9 protein-coding genes are annotated in these 8,139 nt (G+C 42.2%); 7 read left to right on the plus strand and 2 right to left on the minus strand.

All coding sequences use genetic code 11. The features are described from left to right. Positions 1–180 precede the first annotated feature (180 nt). Positions 181–291: a helix-turn-helix domain-containing protein gene (locus F6K52_RS36960; protein ID WP_364416855.1), complete on the minus strand. Its 111-nt coding sequence runs from the start codon at positions 289–291 to the stop codon at positions 181–183. 109 nt (positions 292–400) lie between these two features. Beyond that, positions 401–1,330, minus strand: coding sequence for an alpha/beta hydrolase (locus tag F6K52_RS09600; RefSeq protein WP_293076777.1), 930 nt, complete (start codon positions 1,328–1,330; stop codon positions 401–403). A 114-nt stretch (positions 1,331–1,444) separates the two neighbouring features. On the opposite strand from F6K52_RS09600, the gene F6K52_RS09605 reads away from it, so the two are divergent. From F6K52_RS09605 to F6K52_RS09635, 7 genes are all read left to right on the plus strand, one after another. Further along, positions 1,445–2,032 (plus strand): TetR/AcrR family transcriptional regulator, encoded by a 588-nt coding sequence (locus F6K52_RS09605; protein WP_293076780.1) that lies wholly within the window; start codon positions 1,445–1,447, stop codon positions 2,030–2,032. Positions 2,033–2,278: 246 nt separating this feature from the next. Continuing rightward, positions 2,279–2,479 carry a hypothetical protein gene (locus F6K52_RS09610; protein ID WP_293076782.1) on the plus strand — a complete coding sequence of 67 codons (201 nt, stop codon included), beginning with the start codon at positions 2,279–2,281 and terminating at the stop codon, positions 2,477–2,479. A gap of 96 nt (positions 2,480–2,575) precedes the next feature. Then, positions 2,576–3,439 (plus strand): DNA alkylation repair protein, encoded by an 864-nt coding sequence (locus tag F6K52_RS09615; RefSeq protein WP_293076784.1) that lies wholly within the window; start codon positions 2,576–2,578, stop codon positions 3,437–3,439. Positions 3,440–3,481: 42 nt separating this feature from the next. Further along, on the plus strand, positions 3,482–3,745 hold the full coding sequence (locus tag F6K52_RS09620) for a hypothetical protein (protein WP_293076786.1): 264 nt from the start codon (positions 3,482–3,484) through the stop codon (positions 3,743–3,745). Between the two features lie 1,008 nt (positions 3,746–4,753). Continuing rightward, positions 4,754–4,894 carry a hypothetical protein gene (locus tag F6K52_RS09625; RefSeq protein WP_293076788.1) on the plus strand — a complete coding sequence of 47 codons (141 nt, stop codon included), beginning with the start codon at positions 4,754–4,756 and terminating at the stop codon, positions 4,892–4,894. Positions 4,895–5,027: 133 nt separating this feature from the next. Next, positions 5,028–5,615 carry a hypothetical protein gene (locus F6K52_RS09630; protein ID WP_293076790.1) on the plus strand — a complete coding sequence of 196 codons (588 nt, stop codon included), beginning with the start codon at positions 5,028–5,030 and terminating at the stop codon, positions 5,613–5,615. 1,278 nt (positions 5,616–6,893) lie between these two features. Then, complete coding sequence (locus F6K52_RS09635) at positions 6,894–8,012, plus strand: fatty acid desaturase (protein ID WP_293076792.1); 1,119 nt, start codon at positions 6,894–6,896, stop codon at positions 8,010–8,012. Positions 8,013–8,139: the final 127 nt, after the last annotated feature.

The raw sequence follows: 8,139 nt of genomic DNA on the forward strand, positions 1-8,139 counted from the left end.
TAGAACCTAACATTTTGCCCACCCTAGGTTCTAGATACTTTTTTGGTGGGCAAAAACTGTTGGCTTCTTTTCATAGTTCTAGATCATAATATTTTGCCCACCCTACGTTCTCTATCTGTTTTTTTTGTTGAAATAGAGACAACTGAGTCAAGATTGTATCTTCAAAGTCCTCCAGGGGTTTTAATTCCTTGGATTTTGCCAACGTCCACGCCACCTTTCAAGTGTCCTGGTACTGACCCCGAGCCTGGTAGCAGCGACTCGGGGAGGAACATATTTAATTTGTTCATTCATTGACACATCTTGTTCAGTACACTTACATTATTGAACAAGATGTCGGAAAAAATATTGATCAGGACTGAACTCTCTTGTTTGAGCGGTTTATTGAGCCGCTACCGTTTCTCTAGTCATCGTTGTGCTTGTTGAAGAAGGCAACAACTTTATCGACAACCTGGTGGACAAACTCCATCTTGTCATACAAATCAACGTGACTTGCACCATCGATCTCGTGAAACTCCTTCTCTGATGTGACCCTGTCATAGAACACTTTAGTGCAAACTGCTGTCTCTGCCTTTGACCCCACAATGGCACAGTACGGCTGGATGAACTTGTCGGCATATTGCTCGCCAAGATTGACAACGGCGGTTTCATTCACCGTTGACAAGAGCACATTTGTATAGTTCGGGTAGCGTTCGGTACCACCACGTTTGGTTCCGTAGTAGTCATATCCTTCCAGTTGGCCGGGTGAAGCGTTCGGGTTTTTCTTCAAGTAATCCGGATCCTCGTAGCCGAAATAATCTGCCGAAACGGGCTCGCCAGTTTCAAACATTTTCTGGCGTGCATCGTTGGCACCTTTAACCATTTGCTTGAACATATCCATGTCCGCAAAGTGGAACATGTCCGTCGCCATCATGCCACTCACCGAGGCAAAAGCTTTGACACGTAAATCGGTGATGACAACAGACGAAGCAATGTTACCCCCGCCACAGAAACCCAGCGAAAATACAGTCTGAACGTATGGCTTACTGCAGAGGAACGAAATAGCGTTGCGTAAATCTTCCCACTTCCGAGGAAAATCGTCGTCATCGCGAAACTTTTCACTGTAGGAGTCAGACTCCCCCTTGGTGTTGTAGTCAAAAGCCAGGGCAACAAATCCAGATTCCGCCAGCTTGGGACCGTAGACGGATAAAACCTGGTCCTTGACTTGGGGAAAAGGAGGGGTCATTACAATAGCATTGTACTTGTTGGTGGAATTAAAGTCTGACGGAAGGTACAGGACTCCAACGAGGGTGATTCCCTTGCTTTTAAAGGTAACTTTTTCCCTTGAGGTCATAGTTGTCTCCTTGGTTTTGGCTGAAAAAGTAAACTACACTTTTTACTTTAACCCCAACTTCCAAAAATGTAAACAGTAAATTTTACTTTTTTATTTTTTAAGGCAGGAAACCACGTGAAACTCACTGAACGAAAAAGAGAGAGCATTATTGAGGCAGCGATTGAGGAATTCCGGGCGCAGGGCTTTCTGGGTGCCAAAACCACCCGAATTGCAAAGCTTGCAGGGGTATCAAGTCGCACTCTATACAATCACTTTGAGACAAAAGAGGCTCTGTTTGACGTTGTTTCCGAAATTATGCTGGCGCGAAGCAATGTCATGTCGCCGGTATCATACGACCCGTCTCGTGGTTTGGAAGAACAACTGATTGAGGCCTTGGAAAAATATATCGGCGTCATTACCAATAGCGATTCCATTGGATTGCAACGGATTGTGATTTCCGAGTTCCTGCGTGATTTAGAACGTTCTCGTACGTTTTTTGCGAAAGCTGCTTCCCATGATTATCCTGTGACGAAGCTCATTAGTGAGGCTATGGACTCGGGTGCGCTTAGGAAGGCCGACCCTGAGTATGCTGCCAATCAACTGCTTGGTTTGGTCAAAAGCTTTTTCTTTTGGCCAGAGTTCTTGCTCGGCGAGAAGCCGAAAGCAGATGGCATCATGCAAGACTGCGTTGCGATGTTCTTGTCGTACTACAAAACCTCGTGAATCGAGTGGAAACGTGAGCATCCTGGGGCGTCCCGAATGGGTGTATAGAAAACCATGCTAAGGCTGTATTTGTTGTCTAGTATGGTTTTCACCCCCTACCAAAGCTCTAAATCTGCCAGGTTGTAGGGTGGGCAAAAACTGTTGGCTTCTTTTCATAGTTCTAGATCATAATATTTTGCCCACCCTACTTTCTATTGGTGGGCAAAAACCGTTGAGTTTTTTTTGATAATTATAGAGCACAAAATTTTGCCCACCCTACTTTGTATTCCCTATTGCCTATTGCCTATTCCCTGTTGGTGGGCAAAAACCGTTGAGTTTTTTTTGATAATTCTAGATAATAGAACGTTGCCCACCCTACTTTCTATTCCCTATTCCCTATTCCCTATTCCCTGTTCCCTGTTCCCTGTTCCCTGTTGGTGGTCAAAAACTGTTGGCTTCTTTTCATAGTTCTAGATCATAATATTTTGCCCACCCTACGTTCTGTAAGTTAAAATAGTTTCAATAATCTTGTGGTGCAAGATGTGAAAAAAAGCAACTTTTTTTATGCACACAGTTGAACTTGAAAGGCTAAAAGCGAGAAAAGGAGCAAGGAAGCGTTCTGAAATTCCTAATGACGTCTTATGGGCACTCAATCAAGGAAAAATTGAAACCGTCAATCTTGTGGAATGGTTAGCGATTGATATGCCTTTTCTGCTTCGGAATAGTCTTACAGAAATAGGTTGGAAAGAACAAATTGATGACTTGTATGATCAGAGCTTGAAACTTCAAGACCAAGGCATTACGAAGCGACTCAAAGGCATTGGCACAATACTCTTTCAGGCTCTAGAAGAAAAAGAAAACCGAACAGAAATTTTTGAAACGTTGGCTAATCATAGGTCTGACATGGTGAGAGCTTGGGCTGCTTTTAGTATAGCCGCTGACCAGACTTTATCCTTACCCGATAGGTTAGAAATAATGGGTAGGTTCGCCGCTGATGGTAGTTTCTCTGTCAGAGAATGCGCTTGGGATGCCCTTAGAAGCTATCTTGTGGATGATTTAGCTTATAGCTTCGAGTTACTAACAGAGTGGGTTAAAGATGAAGACCCCAATATTCGGCGCTGTGCGGTAGAAGCTACCCGTCCTCGTGGCGTTTGGTGTAAACATATTCCGACTTTGAAGAAAAACCCCGACCCAGGTTTGACCATATTAGAATTCGTTCGTTCAGACCCTAGTAATTATGTGCAGCGTTCGGTTGGTAACTGGTTGAATGATGCGAGCAAATCTAGTCCAGATTGGGTAATCAATACCTGTTTGCGATGGCGACAAGACTCTCCAACCAAGGAAACAAGTTGGATTATTAAACACGCTCTTAGAACTCTCAAAAAGCAGAATAGTTTATCCCAGGAGCTTCTACTAGCCATTAATTAGTGCCCAACTCTCACCATATCGTCAATGCTTTGACTCATTTTTTTGTTAAGCAATATTTCACCAGCAGCATCCGGGACAGACTGTCCCAACACTGCCTACCGAGAAATTGCTATGGTTCACTTACTCTACAACGTGCTTGGAGTAATTATCATCTATGGCATTCCCTTCCTCTGTCCCTTGCCAATTATCAGTGCAGAAACCCTCGCTGCAGTAGCTAGTGAACGAAAAGCGATCGCATTTGCTTATATCCTTGGGGTGTTCTTTGTGATTCCTGGCATCCTGCTTGGGGTTACAGTGCTGTTGTAATAGTCAAATGTTGGTGAGGGGCTGACCACAAAGCTAAAGGCGATGCAGCCAGGTATTGGCAGAAATCCCCTCATGAATGGCGCTGCATCGCTACCAAGCTGCTACCCACACCTCTATTACCCACTCCCTAAGATCCTGTAGCATTGACAAAAACACAACCCACATGATATTGATGCACTACTGATTTTTCCAGCAGCAGCTACCGTTAACTTTTACACTTAATTTTTGATAAGTTTTGCATAAGTTCCCGAATTCGGTCTGATAAGTCAATAGGGAAACGAGTTAATTCTCCCGACTCAACCTACCTAGTTTTTTTGAAAGGGTGCTTACACCTTCATGACATATGACGCTTGTGTTGAACTCTGATAAGATTTTCGATTATTTAGTTGAGCATGGTCTCTACAGTCAGTCAGAGCGAGCTCTCAGGAAGATTGAGCCGAAGGATTCAGCCTAGGGCTAACGGGCTACTTGAAAAGCTACTCTTGCCAGCTTCAGCTGTTGACAAAGCCCTAATCACAAACAAGCTACTCTACATCAGATCAAGCCAATTTCCCATACTTTCTACAGAGACAACGGCTGAGTATCTTGATTGATCAGCCGTTGTCTGACATGAGCTGATACCTGAGGGCGTGATCAGGGTTTTCCTGTGTAAGTCCTGCTAGGGTACCCAAAAGGGTACTGTTAAAACCTCAAAAAACAACGAAACTAGAGAAGTTGATTAAAGCTCGTCAGTTGGAGAGTTCTAAACTACAGCAATGTAATGATTCAGCTTAGGGCTAACGCACTACTTAAAAAGCTACCCTTGCCAGCTATCAGCTGTTCATAAAGCCCTGATCACAAACAAGCTACTCTACATCATATCAAGCCAATTTCCCATACTTTAAACAGTGACAACGGCTGAGTATCTTGATTGATCAGCCGTTGTCTGACATGAGCTGATACCTGAGGGGCTGATCGCTGAATACTTACTTGTCTGTTGGTTTCTATCCAGGAGTTAAGGTAATGCAGATGAAATGGAAACTAAACTTACTGGCCAAAATGGTAGTTTGGTTAGTCCCTGGGATTTTACTCAACTTCCTGGAAGTTGATGACCTAGGACACTACCGTGAGTTTATTTTCCAAAGGGATGTCGTCGTCTTTAGACGCTGACATTTGATCACCTCAAAAGTCACCCATTAGACCTCCTCAAGAAATACATCTACATTAAACACGCTCTGAGAGCTCCCCCCATTTTCCAAATTGTCGGTACAAAAGTTCCTTGATAATCATTGACTGCGTAGTTATGACATACACAACAAATATTCAGACAGGGATTCGCGACTATATTAATCAGATCAAAGGAATCAGGATAGCTCAAGCCAGTCCTAGTTCTCAGGACGATCTCCAGAACTGGCAGTATTCTGCCAGTAACACTAAAAAGCATCAAGCTGATCAAGTGGCTACCAAGATTCTGAAAACCCGTGTTCTTAATGGAGAAGGCATGCACCCAAGGAGATTTTGTCGCCGCTGGTTCGGACTAGAAGCCGTCAATCAATACGGACAGCCTTGCTACACAGAGTCATATATCTCAATCCTCGAATCTGAGCATGGTTATCGGGAGAAATGCATCAACTTGATTGCCAGAGTATTAAAGATTAAAGCCAATACTATTCACCGCTGGGGAAAAGGAGTTGAGTTTGACAAAATCTCTCCAGATAAGCGACAGCAGTACGAAATGTATCTTGGCTATGTTGACACCCTCAGGGTTCTTGCTACAAGCTTGGCTGGACTCGATCAAGGGTTATTGCTGAAACTTTTGGAGCGGGAACAATGTCTTGATGCAGTCGCTCATGGGGGAAACCCCCAAGATCGCGCTACATCGCTAGAGTAGCACTGAGTATCCGAACAGTGTTGAGTCTATTATGACCAGAATAGCTCATTATAATTATTAGGTTAGGTCGATTTTCAAAAAACTGTATCCAATACAGAAAAGCCTTGATTTATCTAAGAGCGTGCTTTTACAATTACCAGTATTTAACCAAGCATAAATAGTTAGATATGGTAAGCCCATTAAAGCTCTTTAGCTGAAGGTTTTTAAGCGTTTATGAAGCACTTACCTTGGTTATTTTACCCAGCAACCTCGCTGATCGCCGCCAAAATTTTGGCATTGTCGATTTTTAAAAGACTGTATGCAATACAGAAAAGCCTTGATTTATCTAAGAGCGTGCTTTTACAATTCAAAGTAGTTAAGCAAGCAGAACTAGTTAGATATGGTAAGCCCATTAAAGCTCTTTAGCTGAAGGTTTTTAAGCGTTTATGAAGCACTTACCTTGGTTATTTTACCCGCCAGCCTGGCCTATCGCCGCCAAAATTTCGGCATTGTCGATTTTAAAAAGACTGTATGCAATACAGAAAAGCCTTGAGTTATCTAAGAGCGTGCTTTTACAATTCAAAGTAGTTAAGCAAGCAGAACTAGTTAGATATGGTAAGCCCATTAAAGCTCTTTAGCTGAAGGTTTTTAAGCGTTTATGAAGCACTTACCTTGGTTATTTTACCCGCCAACCTCGCTGATCGCCGCCAAAATTTCGGCATTGTCGATTTTTAAAAGACTGTATGCAATACAGAAAAGCCTTGATTTATCTAAGAGCATGCTTTTACAATTCAAAGTAGTTAAGCAAGCAGAACTAGTTAGATATGGTAAGCCCATTAAAGCTCTTTAGCTGAAGGTTTTTAAGCGTTTATGAAGCACTTACCTTGGTTATTTTACCCGCCAACCTGGCTGATCGCCGCGAAAATTTCGGCAGCTACGTAATTTTTGGTGGTTAGACCGATAAGTATATAGGTACTTAAAAATCAGCTAGTAACAATCATAATTTAGCAGGTATTGCATTAGCTGAATGATGAGTGCTGATAGCCTTAATAAGTCCTGAAATTATACACTTAACCGAGGGGAAACACATCTTGTTTTTAAATGCCTACTAGATAGAAGATTTATACAATACGATAAGTATTTTTGGTAATTAATTTTTAAATCTTTTCTGAGTAAGGCTTCTAGAATTTAGATGGAGTTGCCCTGACACTTACCCTACTCGTAAGTGTAGGAGCGTCACGCTAAATAGCACTCAAGTTTCTGAAAACTTAACATACTCAGTACGGAAGAACTATAAATATGACCATACCTACAACCAATATAAAGGTAACCGCAGGCTACATAGAGCTAGAGAAAATTCCTGACTTGAAGTTATATGTTAAGCACCGCAATCACTGGATAAGCTATGTAGCTATAGCTTACGTATTAGTTGGCTATGGACTTTCACTATTTTGTATTACAACAAATATCTGGTGGTTGAATCTGCTGGGAGTCCTCTTACTAATACACAATCTAACGTGGGCTGCCTTATTCCTCCACGAATTTTTTCACCATAATATTTTCTCCTCTCATCGTCTGAACGTGGTGTTTGGTGAAATCATGCTTTTTCTCACCGGCTCTTGCTATAGCGTTTTCTCCAATGTAGCTCGTCACCATATCGCTCACCATGTACATCGAGCTGACTTTTCTCCCTTTCATCCCTTTTCCATGTCTGATTTTCTAGAGTCCCTACCGAAGCCTGTGCAGAGGCTGGTTGTTCTCCTAGAATGGCTATGCATTCCAGCAGTTAATCTCCTCTTTCGCTGGATGATTGCCCTATCGCCTTTCCTCGGTCAAAATCGCCGAGACGAACGCCTTCGTAATGCTTTGCTTTTGCTGCTGCGAGGGAGCCTATTTACAGCTTTAGCGATATATTCTCCCCGTGGAATTATTTGCTATTTCATCGCCTATATTAGTTTTCTTAACATCATACAATTTTTGGAGTGTTTTCAGCACACTTATTCGGTTTTTCACATAGATGAAAAGGTACCAAAACATAGTCAAAAATATGACGAAAATAATACCTATTCTCTGGTTTTGTCACCGCGCTGGTCTTGGCTCAGCTCATTAATATTTCTCAACAATAACTATCACAACGCCCATCATCGATTAATGAGCTGTCCCTGGTATTTACTCCCCAGATTGGATGATGAACTGTACTCAAGAAGTTATCAGCAGTATATTGGCGTGTCAAAACTGCTGAAGAACTACTTTCGCTATCGCATTCATCGTCTGTTTCAAGGTCAAGGAACTGTAGATAAAACTGAAAAAGGTCTTGATATTGAAAAATTTGCGGGTGCAACTGGTATGTCTTTTATGCTTCAGCGCAAGCCATTCGATTGGCTGAAGCTATCGTCATCGGTATCTTCAAACAACTGATAACGTAATTGACATCAAACTAACGATTTTTAGCTAATAGGAGACTATTGAAATGATTGTGAATGAATTGGAAAAAATTATTAACACCGAAAGGGATATTGAATGGGGCAATGGTAGAAGTCGTAGA

This window comes from Moorena sp. SIO3H5 (assembly GCF_010692395.1).
Taxonomy (GTDB): Bacteria; Cyanobacteriota; Cyanobacteriia; order Cyanobacteriales; family Coleofasciculaceae; genus Moorena.